This is a genomic window from Arcobacter sp. F155 (assembly GCF_004116455.1).
In the GTDB taxonomy this organism is placed as follows: Bacteria; Campylobacterota; Campylobacteria; order Campylobacterales; family Arcobacteraceae; genus Halarcobacter.
On sequence record NZ_PDJU01000009.1, the window covers coordinates 66,747 to 82,746 of the forward strand.

General features: G+C 29.1%; 20 protein-coding genes. 9 read left to right on the forward strand and 11 right to left on the reverse strand.

The features are described 5' to 3' along the window. Positions 1-55: 55 nt before the first annotated feature. Complete coding sequence (locus tag CRV03_RS10335; protein ID WP_129085060.1) at positions 56-1,312, reverse strand: malic enzyme-like NAD(P)-binding protein; 1,257 nt, start codon at positions 1,310-1,312, stop codon at positions 56-58. A 151-nt stretch (positions 1,313-1,463) separates the two neighbouring features. Further along, complete coding sequence (gene pgeF / locus CRV03_RS10340; RefSeq protein ID WP_129085061.1) at positions 1,464-2,135, reverse strand: peptidoglycan editing factor PgeF; 672 nt, start codon at positions 2,133-2,135, stop codon at positions 1,464-1,466. Positions 2,136-2,239: 104 nt separating this feature from the next. Between pgeF and CRV03_RS10345 the strand changes: the two genes are divergently transcribed. Further along, complete coding sequence (locus CRV03_RS10345; protein ID WP_129085062.1) at positions 2,240-3,043, forward strand: shikimate dehydrogenase; 804 nt, start codon at positions 2,240-2,242, stop codon at positions 3,041-3,043. Positions 3,044-3,064: 21 nt separating this feature from the next. Here CRV03_RS10345 and CRV03_RS10350 read toward each other — a convergent pair whose 3' ends face one another. Continuing rightward, on the reverse strand, positions 3,065-3,928 hold the full coding sequence (locus CRV03_RS10350) for a universal stress protein (RefSeq protein ID WP_129085063.1): 864 nt from the start codon (positions 3,926-3,928) through the stop codon (positions 3,065-3,067). Positions 3,929-3,955: 27 nt separating this feature from the next. Further along, on the reverse strand, positions 3,956-5,308 hold the full coding sequence (gene gdhA / locus CRV03_RS10355; protein ID WP_129085064.1) for an NADP-specific glutamate dehydrogenase: 1,353 nt from the start codon (positions 5,306-5,308) through the stop codon (positions 3,956-3,958). A 466-nt stretch (positions 5,309-5,774) separates the two neighbouring features. Here gdhA and CRV03_RS10360 point away from each other — a divergent pair, with 466 nt between their 5' ends. The 4 genes from CRV03_RS10360 to CRV03_RS10375 all read left to right on the forward strand — a co-directional run bounded on the left by CRV03_RS10360 (position 5,775) and on the right by CRV03_RS10375 (position 8,587). Beyond that, on the forward strand, positions 5,775-6,422 hold the full coding sequence (locus CRV03_RS10360) for a UPF0323 family lipoprotein (RefSeq protein ID WP_129085065.1): 648 nt from the start codon (positions 5,775-5,777) through the stop codon (positions 6,420-6,422). 2 nt (positions 6,423-6,424) lie between these two features. Further along, positions 6,425-7,603, forward strand: coding sequence for a glutathionylspermidine synthase family protein (locus CRV03_RS10365; protein ID WP_129085066.1), 1,179 nt, complete (start codon positions 6,425-6,427; stop codon positions 7,601-7,603). A gap of 104 nt (positions 7,604-7,707) precedes the next feature. Continuing rightward, positions 7,708-8,109, forward strand: coding sequence for a hypothetical protein (locus tag CRV03_RS10370; RefSeq protein WP_129085067.1), 402 nt, complete (start codon positions 7,708-7,710; stop codon positions 8,107-8,109). Between the two features lie 82 nt (positions 8,110-8,191). Then, entirely contained in the window at positions 8,192-8,587 is a 396-nt protein-coding gene (locus tag CRV03_RS10375) for a hypothetical protein (RefSeq protein WP_129085068.1), read from the forward strand. A 2-nt stretch (positions 8,588-8,589) separates the two neighbouring features. Here the strand turns inward: CRV03_RS10375 and CRV03_RS10380 are convergent, their stop codons facing one another. Genes CRV03_RS10380 through CRV03_RS10410 form a run of 7 tightly spaced genes read right to left on the reverse strand, consistent with a single transcriptional unit; the run spans position 8,590 to position 12,898 of the window. After that, positions 8,590-9,537 (reverse strand): tetraacyldisaccharide 4'-kinase, encoded by a 948-nt coding sequence (locus CRV03_RS10380; protein ID WP_129085069.1) that lies wholly within the window; start codon positions 9,535-9,537, stop codon positions 8,590-8,592. Between the two features lie 3 nt (positions 9,538-9,540). Next, positions 9,541-10,677, reverse strand: a complete 1,137-nt coding sequence (locus CRV03_RS10385; protein ID WP_129085070.1) for a DegT/DnrJ/EryC1/StrS aminotransferase family protein — start codon at positions 10,675-10,677, stop codon at positions 9,541-9,543. Between the two features lie 2 nt (positions 10,678-10,679). Next, positions 10,680-11,441, reverse strand: a complete 762-nt coding sequence (locus CRV03_RS10390) for an NAD+ synthase (RefSeq protein WP_129085071.1) — start codon at positions 11,439-11,441, stop codon at positions 10,680-10,682. A 23-nt stretch (positions 11,442-11,464) separates the two neighbouring features. After that, positions 11,465-11,692 carry a hypothetical protein gene (locus tag CRV03_RS10395; protein WP_129085072.1) on the reverse strand — a complete coding sequence of 76 codons (228 nt, stop codon included), beginning with the start codon at positions 11,690-11,692 and terminating at the stop codon, positions 11,465-11,467. Next, positions 11,692-11,919, reverse strand: coding sequence for a bacterioferritin-associated ferredoxin (locus tag CRV03_RS10400; protein WP_129085073.1), 228 nt, complete (start codon positions 11,917-11,919; stop codon positions 11,692-11,694). Before CRV03_RS10400 ends, CRV03_RS10395 begins: the two co-directional genes overlap by 1 nt. Further along, complete coding sequence (locus CRV03_RS10405) at positions 11,912-12,142, reverse strand: bacterioferritin-associated ferredoxin (RefSeq protein WP_129085074.1); 231 nt, start codon at positions 12,140-12,142, stop codon at positions 11,912-11,914. The genes CRV03_RS10400 and CRV03_RS10405 overlap by 8 nt, the downstream gene beginning before the upstream one ends. Then, on the reverse strand, positions 12,143-12,898 hold the full coding sequence (locus tag CRV03_RS10410; RefSeq protein WP_129085075.1) for a TerB family tellurite resistance protein: 756 nt from the start codon (positions 12,896-12,898) through the stop codon (positions 12,143-12,145). Between the two features lie 92 nt (positions 12,899-12,990). On the opposite strand from CRV03_RS10410, the gene tatB reads away from it, so the two are divergent. The 4 genes from tatB to CRV03_RS10430 all read left to right on the forward strand — a co-directional run bounded on the left by tatB (position 12,991) and on the right by CRV03_RS10430 (position 15,997). Continuing rightward, a complete protein-coding gene (gene tatB / locus CRV03_RS10415) occupies positions 12,991-13,431 on the forward strand; it encodes a Sec-independent protein translocase protein TatB (RefSeq protein ID WP_129085076.1) in 441 nt (146 codons plus the stop codon). After that, positions 13,431-14,165: a twin-arginine translocase subunit TatC gene (gene tatC / locus CRV03_RS10420; protein ID WP_129085077.1), complete on the forward strand. Its 735-nt coding sequence runs from the start codon at positions 13,431-13,433 to the stop codon at positions 14,163-14,165. The genes tatB and tatC overlap by 1 nt, the downstream gene beginning before the upstream one ends. After that, positions 14,152-15,186, forward strand: coding sequence for a tRNA preQ1(34) S-adenosylmethionine ribosyltransferase-isomerase QueA (gene queA / locus CRV03_RS10425; protein WP_129085078.1), 1,035 nt, complete (start codon positions 14,152-14,154; stop codon positions 15,184-15,186). The genes tatC and queA overlap by 14 nt, the downstream gene beginning before the upstream one ends. Before the next feature lie 73 nt (positions 15,187-15,259). Beyond that, positions 15,260-15,997, forward strand: coding sequence for a 3'-5' exonuclease (locus tag CRV03_RS10430; protein ID WP_129085079.1), 738 nt, complete (start codon positions 15,260-15,262; stop codon positions 15,995-15,997). The last annotated feature ends 3 nt before the right edge of the window (positions 15,998-16,000 follow it).

A 16,000-nucleotide genomic window follows, 5' to 3' on the forward strand; every position in this document is an offset into this window, starting at 1 on the left:
AAGAAACCCTTAATTCCAATTTATTTTAAGAGAGGAATAATACCAAAATAAAGATTTAAATCATTTTAGATAAGTTAGTTTTATAAGCTTCTAAATCAAATTCTTTAACTCTTGCAACACCAGTTTCTACAGCGGCATTTGCAACAGCACTTGAAACCTCAATAAATAGTCTTTTATCAAATGGTACAGGAATAATATACTCTCTACCATAAGTTAAATCACCAAACTCTTTTTTAAGGTCATCAGTTAATGGTTCTTTTGCTAAATCAGCAATTGCTTTAGCTGCTGCCATTTTCATAGTCATATTTATTTTTCTAGTTTGTACATCTAATGCACCTCTAAAAATAAATGGGAAACCAAGTACATTGTTTACTTGATTTGGGAAATCACTTCTACCTGTACCAACAATTGCTTTTGGCTTAACTTCTTTAACCTCTTCAGGGAAAAGCTCAGGAGTAGGATTTGCTAATGTAAATACAATTGGTTCTTCACTCATTAAAGCAATATGTTCTTTTGTAAATGTTCCAGGTCTTGATAATCCTAAAACCATATCAGCATCTGTAAATGCTTCTTCAATAGTCATTGCAGTTTCAGCCATAAATGCTTTTTTATATTTATTTAAATCAGTTCTTTCTTTATGAATAACTCCTTTAGAGTCACACATAATTAAGTTTTTTACACCTAATTCTTTATACATAGTAGAACAAGCAATTGCTGAAGCACCAGCTCCTACAACAACAACTTTCATCTCTTCTACTTTTTTGTTCATCATTTCACTTGCATTTAGTAGTGCTGCACTTGTAATAATTGCCGTACCATGTTGGTCATCATGCATTACAGGAATATTTAATTCCTCAATTAATCTTTTTTCGATTTCAAAACACTCTGGTGCTTTAATATCTTCAAGATTGATTCCTCCAAATGTAGGAGAGATTGCTTTTACTGCCTCACAAAATTTATCTACATCTGTTGCATCGATTTCAATATCAAAAGAATCAACAGCAGCAAACTTTTTAAATAGTACAGCTTTACCTTCCATTACTGGCTTAGAAGCTAGTGCACCAATGTCACCTAGTCCTAGTACAGCTGTACCATTTGAAATTACTGCTACAAGATTTCTTTTTGAAGTATACTCGTATGCTAACTCTGGCTCTTTTTGTATTTCTTCACAAGGATAAGCTACTCCTGGAGAATATGCTAAAGATAAGTCCCTTTGTGTTGTTAGTTCTGTAGTTGTAGAGATTGCAACCTTCCCTGGGTTGGGTCCTCTGTGATAGTCTAATGCTTCTGTCTTAGTTACTTTTACACTCATTTTCATAACCTTTATATATAATTTAGAGTGTAATTGTAACCAATCGAAACTTAATTTTTTTCAATTTATTATAATTTCTGCTTATAAACTTTAATTTAAGTTTAAGATACATGATTTTGACATGATATTTACATAATTCTTACACAATTGTCTATTTGATGGTAACTAGACCTGCAAACCTACCACACTTTTTATCCACTCGATAAGAGAAATATGGTTCATTTGAGCACTTAGTACATGTATTAGCTATACTTATATTTACTACTCCTATATCATTTAGTAACATAGTATTTATACCTTGTAAATCAATATTGTTACCTTTTATAAACTCTTCACCAAAACTAGTTTTAACTATATTTTTAAGCTCATCATTTACTTCATAACAACATTTACCAATAGATGGTCCCATAATAACTTCTATATCAGAAGGCTTACATAAAAATTTATCTATCATTTTACTTGCTGTAATTTGTGCAATCTTTTGAAAAGTAGAGTTTCTTCCTGCATGAACTGCTGCAGTAACTCCTTTCTTTTTGTCCATAAAAATAATAGGAATACAATCAGCAACCATAACCATTAAAGTTAAATCTTTAGTATTTGTAATTAATCCATCACAATCTTCTATTAATCGTGGTGAATTTTCATCAACTACTTGAACATTGTTACCATGAACTTGATTCATGTAAATAAGTTTTTCTAAATCAAAACTATATTTTTTTGATAATTCTTCTCTATTTTTATCTACATTCTCTTTTTTATCACCAACATGGTATGCAATATTTCCATCATCTTTATTTGTAAAAAAATAGTTAATATTTTTCATTATTTTTCCTGCTATGTATTATTTGCCTATTTTACTATTTGAAGATTAAACTTTAATCTATTCTAATAGGACTTTTGCTAAAATCCCCATAACAAAGGATATTTATGAGTGAAAATAAAAAAACATTTGCTATTTTTGGAAACCCTGTAGAGCATTCAAAATCACCGCAAATGCAAAATGCAGGTTTAGAAGAATTAAATTTTAATGGTATCTATAAAAAACATCACCTTGAAGATGGAGATACTATAAAAAAAGTATTTTTAGATGAAAACTATTTAGGAGCAAACATCACTGTTCCCCATAAGGAGTTTGCTTTTAAGAATGCCGATGAAGTTAGAGGAATCGCAAAGAAAATTCATGCAGTAAATACATACATAAATGAAAATGGAAAAGTTATAGCATACAATACAGATGCACCAGGTTTTTTAAAAGCAATTGAGTCTTTTGGAGAAGTTAAAAATGTACTACTTTTAGGAGCTGGAGGAACTGCAAAAGCTATCGCCCTAGCCTTACAAGAGAAAGGTATTGATGTAACAGTTTTAAATAGAAGCCAAGAAAAATTAGAGTTTTTTAAAAATGAAGATATCACTTCATACTCTTGGGATAACTTTGAGCCTAAAACCTATGATTTAGTTGTTAACTCTACAAGTGCAGGATTAAAAGATGAATACCTTCCTTGTGATAAAGAGATTTTAGAACCAATTCTAAAAAATGCTTCTTTTGCTTTTGATTGTGTATATGGGAAAATAACACCTTTTTTAGCTCTTGCTAAAGAAAATAATTGCGAAATCAAAGACGGGGAAGATATGCTTCTTTATCAAGGTGTTTTAGCCTTTGAATACTTTACAAATACAAAAGCAGATGAAAACACTATTGAAGCTATGAGAAAAGGTTTAAAAAGGGAATAAAGATAGAGTTTAACTCTATCTTTATTTTTTAGGTACATAAATTAGTAAATCACTTTTTAGGTTTTCCATTAAAAATGAAGTTGTAGACCCAAATACAAATGAGTTAGGATTACTAACTCCATTTGAACCTAAAACTACCAGATCATTATTATTTGATTTAACATAGTTTACAAGTCCACTATTTACACCAAGATTACTTTCAACTATCTCAGTATCTTTTAAATCATACTCTTTAATGAAGTTTCCAAATTTAGCATTCTCTTTCTCTTTAATACCTTGTTGGATTTTTTGCTTATTCTTATCTTCATTATAATATTTAAGTGCTATTTCACCCATTTGTTTATAAGTATAAACAGTTTTAATTCTCTCTTGATTTAATAGCTCTTTTGCAAAAACTAAACTTTTAAAAGAAGTTTCTGATAAATCAGTAAATGCAACAATATTTTTATAATCACCTTCACAAGGGTTTTTTACAATAATCATTGGTACTCTGCCATTTTGAGCTATCTTATGGGCAGTTGAACCTAAAACAGCAACTTCATCATGGTCTTTTTCATTTGCACCAATTATGATTAAATATGCATTTAACTCTTTTGCAGTTTTAACAACAAGCTCAGAACCACTATCTTTGTCAATTAAAATATCATACTCAACTTCTTTTGTATCAACATGACTAAGCTGCTCTTTAATAGTTGTTATTGCATGACTTTTTAGCTCTTCAAAATTTGAAGCAGAAAACAACTCACTAAACCAACCTTTATCAATAGCATGAACAATAGTAACTTTTGAGCTATTCTCCTTTGCTAAAGTAAAAGCTTTTTGTAGTACATAAGTACTATGTTTAGAGATATCTAAACCTACAACAATATTTTCAAAACCTTTCATAAAAAACTCCTTCTATAAGATAAACTATTAAACTAAACCTTGTTCAATCATAGCGTCTGCTACTTTTTTAAAGCCTGCAATATTAGCACCTAGTACTAAGTTTGTAGGCTCGCCAAACTCAGATGCAGCTTCTGTTGCTGTATCAAAGATGTCTTTCATTATTTGTGATAGTTTAGCATCAACTTCTTCAAAAGTCCATTTTACCATTGAAGCATTTTGAGCCATTTCAAGTTGACTTGTTGCAACTCCTCCTGCATTCGCAGCTTTTCCTGGACCATAAGAGATTTTTTTCTCTACAAATAATTCAACTGCCTCTGGAGTTGAAGGCATATTTGCTCCTTCACTCACACATTCACAACCATTTTTAAGTAAATTTTGTGCATCTTTTAAATTTAGTTCATTTTGAGTTGCACTAGGGAAAGCTGCAAAACAAGGCACACTATAAACACCATTTGTTCCTGCTTCATACTCTTCTACTGGAATATACTTAGCATTTGGTCTATGCTTAACATACTCAGTAAGTCTTTCTCTTTTTACTTCTTTTAACTCTTTTAAAAGCTCTAAATCAATTCCCTCTTCATCAATAATCATTCCCTTTGAATCACTACATGTAATAGGGATTGCACCAAGATGATGAAGTTTTTCAATTGTATAAATTGCTACATTTCCACTTCCTGAAACTACACACTTCTTACCTTCTAAAGTTTCATTTCTAGCTTCAAGCATATATTTTGCAAAATAAACAGACCCATATCCTGTTGCTTGTGTTCTTCCTAAAGAACCACCCCAGTTTAAAGACTTCCCAGTAAATACACCTTCATATCTATTTACTAGCTTTTTATACATTCCAAACATATATCCAATTTCTCTAGCACCAACACCAATATCACCTGCTGGAACATCAGTATTTGGTCCAATATGCCTATAAAGTTCCGTCATAAAGGCTTGGCAGAATCTCATGATTTCATTATTAGATTTTCCTTTAGGGTCAAAATCACTTCCGCCTTTTCCACCACCAATTTGTAGTCCCGTAAGAGCATTTTTAAAAATTTGTTCAAAACCTAAGAACTTAATTACTCCAGCATTAACGCTTGGATGAAACCTTATCCCGCCTTTATATGGTCCTAATGCAGAGTTAAACTCTATTCTAAAACCTTTGTTTACTTGAATTTCACCATGGTCATCAACCCAGTTTATCCTAAAAAAGATTTGTCTTTCAGGTTCAACTATTCTTTCAATAATTTTGTGATCTCTGTATTCTGGGTGTTTTTGCATTAAAGGTCTAAGTGATTCTAGAACCTCTTCTGCTGCTTGATAAAACTCTGATTGAGAAGGACTTGTTCTTTTTAAATAATTAAAAACTTCTTTTACGTATGGCACATATATCCTTTATAAATTGATTTTCTTACATATAAAATTGATGAATATTACATTTTGTAAGAAATTATTGATGTAATATTTATAAATTTTATATAAGTATAGTTTATGTTGAATAATTAGATATGTAATATATTTTTAAACTTTTTTAAATAAAAATATTATTTTGACTTTCAAAGTATTAACTATCCATAAGATAGCATAAAGACCTAAATAAAAGCTAAATCAAAAATAAACACCTGTATATTTTTTATTCATTGCTTACAAAAGTTACAATTAGTTTTATAATTATATTTTTTAAATAAATTTTCTAATATTTTTAATTTTAAAAGAAAGAAGAAAAAATTATATATAAGTATTTGTGAATATTTTTTGATAGATAAAGTTCAACTCATTAAAGATATAGCATAATTTTAGTACCATAATCAAATTTTTATTACTATAAACATATTTATAAAAGGACTTAAACTTGGAAAAAAGAAAAAATCATATTAAAAAACTATCTAACTACGCACTTGTTGGTGGATTAGGAGCTTTTTTAGCTACTGGACTTACTGGTTGCTTTGATTCAGGTTCTAATAATAACCAACAACAAGGTCAAAATGATGCTTTTACAAATGCTTCACAAAAACAAGGCGCCTTTGTAATCATTGAAGAATCAGCTGATGGGAAATATGCTATTGCTGATGAATTTCCATCATCAAAAACTACAATTGTATTAAGAAAACCAGATGGTAGTGAAAGAATTCTTTCTCAAGCAGAAATTGATGCCTTAGTAAAACAAGAAGAAGCAAAAATTGATGCAGGAACATCACCTTTAACAAACCCTGAAATGTCAAATGGTGGAATGGGACTTGGAGGAGTTTTACTTTCTTCAATTGCTGGGGCTATGATTGGTTCATGGTTAGGAAATAAACTATTTAATAATCAAAACTATCAAAACCAAAGAAAAGCTCAATACAAATCTCCACAAACATATAGTAGATCACAAAGTTCATTTAAAAATACTTCAAAATCTACAACTAGTTCTTCAAAGAAAAGTGGTTTCTTTGGAAGCAAATCTTCTTCAAGTAGTTCTAAAAGTTCATTTGGTTCTACTAGATCATTTGGTGGATGATAATGAAATTACAAAAACTAGAACCTTTAACAAGTGAATATTTAGAGTCAATTGGCTTTGTATGGCATACGGATGAAGATAATACTTCATATATAGCAAATGAAATAGTTGAGATTTCAGAAGAAGATGCAACTGCTTATTATGAAGCCACAAATGAGCTTTATGATATGTTTTGTGAAGCTGGTGAATATGTAATTGAAAATGATTTATTCCATGAACTAAATATTCCTTTTAATCTTGTTGAGATGATTAAAGAGTCATGGGAAAGTGATGTTCATTGGCACTTATATTCAAGATTTGACTTAGCAGGTGGAATTGATGGAAAGCCAATTAAACTAATTGAGTTTAATGCGGATACTCCAACTTCATTATTTGAAACTGCTATTATTCAATGGGCTCAACTAAAAGCAAATAACCTTGATGAAGCTAGCCAGTTCAATAACCTATATGATGCATTAAAAGATAACTTTAAAAGAATCATTACTTTAGATAGTGATATTGAAAAGTTTGATGAGTATTACTCTAAACTTGGATGGAAAATTTTATTTTCATCTGTTTCTGGATTACCAGAAGATGAACACACAACAAAACTACTTCAACATTTAGCAAATGAAGCAGGATTTAATACAGATTTTGAATTTATTGATAAAGTTAACTTTAGTGATGATGGTATTTTTAAAGAAGATGAAAACTTTGAATTCTGGTTTAAACTTATCCCATGGGAAGATATTGCTATTGACGAAAGTGAACTAGCTTTACTTTTAACTGAAATTATAAAAGAGAAAAAAGCAATTATCTTTAATCCTGCATATACTTTAATGTTCCAATCAAAAGGGTTTATGAAAATACTTTGGGACTTATATCCAGAGCATCCACTATTACTTGAAACATCTTTTGAGCCTTTAGAAAATAAAAAGCAAGTTGAAAAAAGATGTTTTGGAAGAGAAGGTGCTAATACAAAAATCATAAATGCAGATGGTTCTATTGATGTTGAAACTGACGGTGAGTACGAAGGTCATAAAGCTATTTACCAAGAGTTTGTTGAACTTCCTACTGATGAAGATGGAAACTACTATCAAGCAGGAGTATTCTATGCATATGAAGCATCTGGACTAGGTTTTAGAAGAGGTGAAAAAATTCTAAACAATATGTCTAAATTTGTAGGACACATCATAAAATAACTAAGGAATCCTCTCCTTGGTTGTTAATTTAAATTCTAAATTTCAAATCTTTTTAATCATTTAAATATTATTATACATTTTTATATTATATTTAAAGACTTAACATGAAAATTTCATATACTACTAAAAATAGCTACTTAGACGAACTACAAAAGAAAAACAAAGAAAAAAGATTAGAAATAAGAAAAGAACTCTTTGAAAAAACAATAAGTAAAAATAAAGAAGAGAATAAAACTGACTACACTAAAAAAGAGGAAAGTGTTTTCCTTGATATATCAGAAGATGCAAAACAAAAAGCTTACAAAGCAGCAAACAATCCTGCTGCCCAACTTCAAAAACTATATAAAAAACTAAGAGAATATGAAAGTGAAGTTGCATCACTAATGAAAAAGTTAAACTTTACAGACAATGACCATGAAGCAAATCAAATAAATGAAAAAATAGTAGAGTTAAATCAAAAAATCTCTGCAATAAAAGAACAAATACAAAATATCTCAAAAGCATAATAGTACTGATTATTTATTGCTTTAAATAAGAATAAAGTATTTAATTAATAGAATAGTTATTAAATAGTATTTGGATGAGAAAATGAATAAACAAGAGAAGCTTTTAGAAAAAATAATTCAGTTAAAAATAGAGATAAAAGAAGACCCGAATAATAGTAAGCTTTATAAGAAACTTGCTAAGAAATATCTAAAAACTGGAGATTATAAATTAAGAGATGAAGCTTATAAAAACTATAAGAAGTCTTTTAAACTACATAAAACTTCAAGCACTGCTTTAAAAATAGCAAACCTATATCTAAGTGATGAAAATCGTGCTTATGCTTACAAATACTACTTAAAAGCTATTAAACTATCTCCTGATGATGAAGATATTATCTTAAAAGCAAAAGAGTGTGCTTTTGAATACTATTTAGAAGATTATGTTGAAGAAGAGCATGAAAAAGAGTTAAGAAAAGAACTACTTAAATATACAAGCTAATTTTACTTATAGCTATTTATATACTTATCAATAGTTTCTAATTTATTTTCATCTTCAAGTTGAAGTTCTAAGTTCATTAAATAGATATCATCTAAATCAAATTTTTGTAGTTTTACAAAATCTTTTTCAGTAGTAACTATTGAATAATCTTTATAGTCAGCTTTTATTTTATCAATATCATCTTGAGTAAAAGTATGATGATCTTCAAATGCTTCCATAACTGTATTTTCTGGTAGAAAATCTAAAAGTCTTTTTGGTTTTGAAATAGCAGTTAATAAAAGTAGTTTCATAGGTAAAATATCAACATACTTACCATCTTTTGAGAAAGAAACAACCCTTTTAAAGTCCCTACCCTCTTGTAATTCTAAATCAGCATAAGAGTAAGCCATTTTAGGTTCTCTATATCCACCACTTGGAAGACAAAACAAGTTTGTAGGTTCCTCTTTAGGTCTTATTAAAATATCAAACTTTTTAATATCGTATTTTGAAAAACCATCATCTAAAAAAACTACTTTACAACCTAACTCTTTAGCCTTTAAAATAGCTTCTTTTCTATCTTCACTTACAATTACTGTTGCATCACTTAATCTATTTGCTAGTAGCATTGCTTCATCACCACTAGTCTTTACATCTTCTAGAATTTTGCCTTTGTTTGCTACAACATAAAGACCTTTAGACTCTCGCCCAAAACCTCTTAAGACAACACAAACATTAGCATATTTTTTAGCTAAGTGAATAGTAAATGGTGTTTTTCCACTTCCTCCAACAATAATATTCCCAATAGAAACAACAGGAATACCAAACTCAATTACTTTTGCACTTGCTCTTTTTAGAGCAATAATTAACATATAAAGAAATGTAAATGGTAGTAGAAAGAAAGATATTATTTGTTGAAAGGTATTTGGGAAGAAGAGATAATCTTCAACCCATAGGAATATTTTTTGTCTCAAAAATTAAATCCACTCAGCTGCAATCTCAATGATTTGATCACAAATATAGTTAACTTCATCATCAGTTAATCCTGGATACATAGGAATAGATAAAATTTGTTGATAAGAAGTTAATGCCGAACTAAATGCAGTAATCTTAATAGAATACTTATTTTTATAATAAGATAAAAGATGTAAAGGAATATAGTTTAGTCCAGTTGCTACACCTCTTTCTTTTAATGCTCTTGCAAAGGCATCTCTGTTTCTTGAAATCTTAATAATAAAGTGAGTAAAGATATGCTCATCTTTATGTTGAGGAATAGTTACATGTTTAATATCAGAAAGTCTATCTTTATAGATTTTTGCAATCTCTTTTCTTCTTTTAATAAACTTATTTGTCTTTTTTAATTGAGCTAAAGAGAAAGCTGCATCTAACTCAGAGATATCATATTTATGTCCAATATCAACTACATCATAAATATAATCAAGGTTTCCAAAATCATCATATGTAGTAGTAATTGCGTGAGTTCTTAGAAGTCTTGCTCTTTCTGCTATTTCTTCATTGTTTGTAACAATCATCCCAGATCTACTCTCTGAATACTTACCATTTGATGGGTTTGTAGAGAAGATTGTCATATCAGCTCTTAAGCTTCCAACTGTTTCATCATTATATGTTACACCTAAAGCACATGTTGCATCTTCAATAAGAATAATTCCATACTCTTGGGCAATATCATAAATTCTATCTAAATCAGGAGTTTGACCTGCAACAAAAGTGATAATTGCACCTCTTAGTTTTTTAGTTTTGTTTTCAGCAAGTGCTTTTTCAAACTTATTTACATCAATATTCATATCTTCTGTATTTATATCAATAAAAATAGGCTCTGCATCAAAGTGTCTTACAACTTCAGGTACATTAACAAAAGAGTTAACAGACATTAAAATTTTATCACCTCTTTTTAGCTTTATAGCACTAAGAGCTAAGTGAATAGCTGATGTAGCATTACAAGTTGCAACAGCATACTTAGCACCAACGAAGTTAGAAATATTATCTTCTAACTCAAGTACTTTGTTAGTATCTTTATCTTGTGCTAATACAGCTTTAACTTGGTCTAACTCTTCCTCAGCAATCGATGTTTGGTAAAAAGGTATATCTCTCATTGTTAACTCCATTTAATTTTTGCTATTACAGGTAATTTACCCTTAAATGCATTTGCTTTAATTCTATAGTTTAATAAATCAATTAATTTTTCATCATAATCTAAAGTAAGTAATTCTTCTTTTGTTTTATTTTCATCAACTAAAAGTTTAAGTACTTCATCCATTTGTGCATAAGAGTAACCAAGCTCCTCTTCATCACTTTGACCTTCCCAAAGGTCTGCACTAGGTTTTTTATTGATAATTGCATCTGTTACACCAAGAAATTTTGCAAACTCAAATTCATCACTTTTGTACATTTCCCCAATTGGATTTATTGCACAAGCAATATCACCAAAAATAGTTCCATACCCAAGTAAAAGTTCACTTTTATTTGATGTTCCTACTACAATAGATTTGTCCCTTGATGAAGTATCATATAAAACAGACATTCTCATTCTTGCACTAAAGTTACCTATTCTAAGCTTGTCTTCATCCATATTTTGGATATATGCTTCTACCATAGGAGCTATAGATTTTATTTCATATTTTATATTAAATTTTTCGCAAAGTTCTACAGCATCATCAACACTCTCTTTTGATGAAAATTGAGAAGGCATTAAAACACAACTCATATTATCACCGAAAATCTCTTTACAAAGTACTGCAACTACAGCAGAATCTAAACCACCTGAAAGTCCTACAGTAACTCTATTTAATCCAGTTTTAGCAAGTTCTATTTTTAAGAACTCCTGTAATTGTTTTTTTATATTATTCCAATCAATCAACTTTAATCCTTTGATAATAATTATTATATATTATCTTCCTTTGTTTTTTCATAAATTTCATCTAAATAATCAAAGGTATCTTCTCTTATGTTATTTTTTCTTTTAATTAACTGTTCTTTCATAGAAACTAGTTCTTCTATTTGAAAGTACTCTAAAAAGTTAGGATTGATATCAACTTTGTCATCATCATCTGTAGATATTAGTAGTTTAATATCTTTTATTAGTTCTTCTTTTGTTATTTCTTCTGTCATTATTTTATAAACTTATTTACTATTTCTTCTAAATATAATTCCATCTTCTCAGTTCCAAAGTCTTTTTCGCTACTTTGACAACATTTACAACATGTACCTGCATCTGTTAAGTTACCTATTTCATCTATACTTTTAGCATCTCTTTCTTTAATTGAATGAATTACTTCTCCTAAAGTAACATGTTTACATTTACATACTTCAAAAGAGTGTGGAAAACTTTTAGCCATTTAATACCTCATTTAATACAGTTTTACAATAAATTTTCTTTTTAATTTTTCCAAAGTCACCTTCAGGGAAAATACAGTGTCTGCACTCTGTCCCTGCTTTTGTAACTTCTTGTAAATCCCTTAAAGACTTTACATTTTTATTTTCAATTGAGTTTTTAATATCATTTATAGAGACTTTCAAACAATTACAAACTTCATAATCTAATTCAAAATCTTTTAACACTTATATACCTCTATGTTTTTTTATCATTTCATATGCTTCATTTATCTCTTGAAGTTTTCTTGTTGCTTCATCAATAATACTTTGACTTTCACCTCTTCCAGCTACAATATCTGGATGATGTTCTTTTACAAGTTTTCTATAGTTTTTCTTTAAAGTATTATTATCATCTTCTTCTGATGAACCTAAAACTGTATATGCTTTATCTATAGAGATAGCTTGACTCTCTTTTTGTTGTTTGTAGAAGTTTTCAAATGTATTAACTAGATTTTCAAAATCTGCTCTTTTTATCTTTAAAGCATTTGCAATATCTTCTGCAATCATAAACTCAGTTTGAGAAAAGTCTTTATCTATAAATGCTAAATTTAATAGATATTCTATAATCTTAACTCTTTTTTGGTAGTGATTTTTTGTTATTTTATATAGTTTTTCGCAAATTTCAATAGTATTATCAAAGCTTTCTTGCTCTTTAGTATATATATCTTGTAACTTTACTTTTATCTCATCTTGATTTTCAAAATGTCTTGAGATATCATTAAAAGTATGCTTTAACATCTCTTTTTCTAGTTCACAAACTTCACCATCAGCTTTTGCAACTTTTGCCATCAATGCAACTAAAAGACCTGCTTCGTGATTCATTAAATCACCAGTAAATTTTTCTTTGACATTTAGCTTAATATTTTCAAACTTCTCTGTCTTGTAATTTTTTGCAATAAAATATAGTACTATTCCTACAAATAGTAAAAAAATTAATTTCATAAATTTTCCTTATCATTTCTAATCAATAATAGAGAGATTTTATCAAAAATAAGGTAAAATCTTCACCTTTAAATAGATAATGGAGTATCAAAATGTTTGGAATGGGTTTTATGGAAATATTTTTAATTGCCGTAGTTGCAATTATCGCTCTAGGTCCCGATAAGCTACCAACTGCAATGGTAGAAATAGCTAAGTTTATCAAAAAATTTAAATCAGGTATTGAAGATGCTAAATCTACACTTGACAACGAATTAAATATTAATGAGATGAAAGAAGAAGCTGCTAAATATAAAGCTCAAATTGAAGACGCTAAAAATACTCTAAATGTAAAAGAAAATATGAATTTAGATTTAGACAATATCTTAAGTGATGATAATGAACCTTCTAAAGTAAAAGAAGATTCTAAAAAAGAGGCGAAAGAAGATGAAGTTAAAGAACAAGTTTCATTAAAAGAGCCAAAGAAAAAAAAGAAAAAAGAAAATAGTGATAAATTTAAAGTAAATTTTGACGAAGAAATTAAGGAAGAAAAATAATGCTTGATGATTTAAAGCCCCATATAGCTGACCTTAGAAAAAGGTTAATGGTATCTGCACTATCCCTTGGTATTGCATTTTTTGCTTGTTTCTTTTTTTATGAACCAATCCTTGGATGGATGATGGTTCCAGTTGAAGCTGTACTTCCACCAAACTCTCAAATGGTAGCAGTAGAGATTCAAGAAACATTCTTCACAGCACTTAAAGTAGCATTTTTTGCAGGTTTTATTGTTTCATTACCTGTAATTTTCTGGCAAATGTGGCTATTTTTAGCTCCTGGTCTTTATGAGCATGAAAAAAAACTAGTTATACCTTTTGTATTTTTTGCAACATTAATGTTCTTAATAGGTTCATCATTTGCATATTATGTTGTTGTACCTTTTGGTTTTGAATTCCTTATTAACTTTGGTTCTGCTGTTGTTACAGTATTACCAAGTATTGGTAAATATGTTGGATTCTTTACAAAACTATTATTTGGTTTTGGAGTTGCATTTGAATTACCTGTAATTACATTTTTCCTAGCAAAAATTGGACTTGTTGATGATAAAGCATTAAAAGACTTCTTTAAATATGCAGTTGTAATAATTTTTATCTTTGCATCACTTTTAACTCCTCCAGATGTTATTACACAATTCTTAATGGCTGGACCACTTATTTTCCTTTATATTGTTTCAATATATATTGCAAAAATATTTAATCCACACCAACCAATAGATGAAGATGATGAAGAGTAATTTAGACCCACTTAAAACTTCTAGCTATGATTATGATTTACCAAAGGAACTCATAGCTACGAAGCCAGTTTACCCAGCAGACAGTGCAAAACTTTTAGTTTATAATAGAGAAACTGACACAATAACTCATACAACTTTTAAGTCTTTAATGGATGTACTTCCTGATAATTTATCTGTATTTTTAAATGATACTAAAGTTATAAAAGCAAGAATCTTTGGAGAAAAAGAGTCAGGTGGAAAAGTTGAACTACTATTTAATAAACCTCTTTTTATGGATAGATATTTAGTAATGATTAGAGGTAAGGTTAAAGTAGGAACAAAACTATTTTTCCCTATGAACTTACAAGCAGAAGTTTTAGAAGTAAATGATGATGGAAGTAGAGTTGTAAACTTTATAAAAGATGATAAAAAACTTGACTTTTTAACACTAGTTGAAATTTTAAATGAAATAGGTCATTTACCTCTTCCTCCTTATATGAATAGAGAAGATGAAGAAAAAGACAATAAAGATTATCAAACTCTATTTGCTAAAAACTATGGTGCTGTTGCTGCTCCAACAGCTTCTTTACACTTTACAGAAGAACTATTAAAGAGAATCAATAATAAATATGATGTAAACTATCTAACACTTCATGTTGGAGCTGGAACATTTAAACCAGTTGATAGTGAAGATATTTTATCTCACCCTATGCATAGTGAATACTTTGAAATAGGAATTGATGCTAAAAAATCTTTAGATGAAGCACAAAAGGTTTTAGCTGTAGGAACTACTGTTACAAGAACAGTTGAGTATTATGCAAGAACAAACAAAATACAAGGGGAATGTGATTTATTTTTAAATCCGGCTAATACACCTATAAAAGTTGATCATTTACTAACTAATTTCCACCTTCCTAAGTCAACATTAATTATGCTTATTGCATCATTCGTTGGTTTAGAAAAAACACTAGAAATATATGAAGAAGCCATCAAAGAGAAATATAGATTTTACTCTTATGGTGATGGTATGCTTATTATCTAAATCAATAATAATTTATACAACTTTACACGAAAAACGGTTCCCTTTAAATTGGGAACCAATTTAAAGGAATACAATGCCACACTACGTACTATTTGATACAGAAACAACAGGAAACCAAGAAGAAGATAGAGTAATCCAATTTGGAGCAATGATTGTTGACCAAAAAGGTAAAATTGAAGCATATGATGAGTTTTGTTATTCAGATGTTGAAATTAAAATTGAAGCAATGGAAGTTCATAATATCACTCCTGATTTAATTGAAGGAAAACCAAAAGCTACTGAAACTACTTTTTATAAAAGATTAGAAGAGTTAAACAGTAATGAAAACTTTTTAATTGCCCACAATATTGCTTTTGATATGGGAATGATAGAAAAAGAAGGATTTATTAATAGCTATCAAATTATTGATACTTTAAGATGTGCTAAACATCTATTCCCAGATATGCCTTACCATAGATTACAATATTTAAGATATGCCCTTGAACTATATAAAGTAGAAGAAGCAGAAGCGGCTAAACACAATATCACAATCAAAGCTCACGATGCAATTGGTGATGTTTTAGTTATGAAACTATTCTTAACTAAACTAGTAGGAAAATGTAGAGAAATCTATCCAGACTACAACCCAATGGAAAAACTAGTAGATTTAACGAAAACTCCTGTGTTTATAAAATCTTTTAAATTTGGAAAATACAAAAATAAAGAGATTGCAAAAGTAGCTCAAGAAGACCCAGGATACTTAAACTGGATGAAATCTAATATGGATTTAGACGAAGATTTAAAATACACTTTAGAAAAAGTTTTAGGTTAGTAT

Coding starts and splice junctions, on each gene's coding strand:
- CRV03_RS10400 (WP_129085073.1), bottom strand. CDS start 11,919: ATGGCTAAAAGTTTTCCACACTCTTTTGAAGTATGTAAATGTAAACAT.
- CRV03_RS10345 (WP_129085062.1), top strand. CDS start 2,240: ATGAGTGAAAATAAAAAAACATTTGCTATTTTTGGAAACCCTGTAGAG.
- queA (WP_129085078.1), top strand. CDS start 14,152: ATGATGAAGAGTAATTTAGACCCACTTAAAACTTCTAGCTATGATTAT.
- CRV03_RS10350 (WP_129085063.1), bottom strand. CDS start 3,928: ATGAAAGGTTTTGAAAATATTGTTGTAGGTTTAGATATCTCTAAACAT.
- CRV03_RS10430 (WP_129085079.1), top strand. CDS start 15,260: ATGCCACACTACGTACTATTTGATACAGAAACAACAGGAAACCAAGAA.
- CRV03_RS10375 (WP_129085068.1), top strand. CDS start 8,192: ATGAATAAACAAGAGAAGCTTTTAGAAAAAATAATTCAGTTAAAAATA.
- CRV03_RS10335 (WP_129085060.1), bottom strand. CDS start 1,312: ATGAGTGTAAAAGTAACTAAGACAGAAGCATTAGACTATCACAGAGGA.
- CRV03_RS10370 (WP_129085067.1), top strand. CDS start 7,708: ATGAAAATTTCATATACTACTAAAAATAGCTACTTAGACGAACTACAA.
- CRV03_RS10385 (WP_129085070.1), bottom strand. CDS start 10,677: ATGAGAGATATACCTTTTTACCAAACATCGATTGCTGAGGAAGAGTTA.
- CRV03_RS10365 (WP_129085066.1), top strand. CDS start 6,425: ATGAAATTACAAAAACTAGAACCTTTAACAAGTGAATATTTAGAGTCA.
- tatB (WP_129085076.1), top strand. CDS start 12,991: ATGTTTGGAATGGGTTTTATGGAAATATTTTTAATTGCCGTAGTTGCA.
- pgeF (WP_129085061.1), bottom strand. CDS start 2,135: ATGAAAAATATTAACTATTTTTTTACAAATAAAGATGATGGAAATATT.
- CRV03_RS10410 (WP_129085075.1), bottom strand. CDS start 12,898: ATGAAATTAATTTTTTTACTATTTGTAGGAATAGTACTATATTTTATT.
- tatC (WP_129085077.1), top strand. CDS start 13,431: ATGCTTGATGATTTAAAGCCCCATATAGCTGACCTTAGAAAAAGGTTA.
- CRV03_RS10395 (WP_129085072.1), bottom strand. CDS start 11,692: ATGACAGAAGAAATAACAAAAGAAGAACTAATAAAAGATATTAAACTA.